The organism is Bartonella sp. ML69XJBT, assembly GCF_028618515.1.
Classification (GTDB): Bacteria; Pseudomonadota; Alphaproteobacteria; order Rhizobiales; family Rhizobiaceae; genus Bartonella.
This window is the reverse complement of record NZ_JAQITB010000145.1, coordinates 1-586: the sequence shown is the minus strand read 5'-3', so window position 1 is coordinate 586 and position 586 is coordinate 1. Positions and strand designations below refer to the sequence as shown.

The following is a 586-nucleotide window of genomic DNA, read 5'->3' as shown; positions in this document are numbered from 1 at the left end:
ATTAATCGACACGGCTTTTTTACACGCTTTCTGTTATTCCATTATCCAAGAGTGGACGAATATCTCTATATTAAACAATCTGTGTAAAAAGGCAAGCAAATAAGTAAAATAAAAACAGGATTCATTATTTAGATTCAGTGCTTTAAAATAAATTTCGTTTGTAAAAATTCATTATGATGTGTTATAGTATTGTTTATTATGATTTATTTTGTTTCTAAGTGCCATTTCCTATAAAAAGGATATCAAGTAAATGCTTAATAAAGTGATTTTAATCGGTCATTTAGGGGCTAATCCCGAAAGCAAAACAATGCCATCAGGTGGTGAGGTGGTCAATTTTCGTTTAGCAACATCTGAGAGCTATACAGAGAAGGCAACCAATAAGAAAATCCAAAAGACAGAATGGCATTCCATTGTGGTTTTTAATCCACATTTGGCAAAAATAGCACTTCAGTATCTTAATAAAGGCAGCAAGGTCTATATAGAGGGGCAGTTACAAACCCGTAAATGGCAAGATAAAAACGGTACTGAACGTTTTGTAACAGAGATTGTCTTGCCACAATACAAAGGCGACTTAAAGCTTTTAGAT

1 protein-coding gene is annotated in these 586 nt (G+C 33.1%); it reads left to right on the top strand.

Features of this window, described 5'->3' with window-relative positions:
• Nucleotides 1-250: 250 nt before the first annotated feature.
• The coding region (gene ssb / locus PVV68_RS10575; RefSeq protein ID WP_273783059.1) for a single-stranded DNA-binding protein at nt 251-586 on the top strand (336 nt) is incomplete at its 3' end.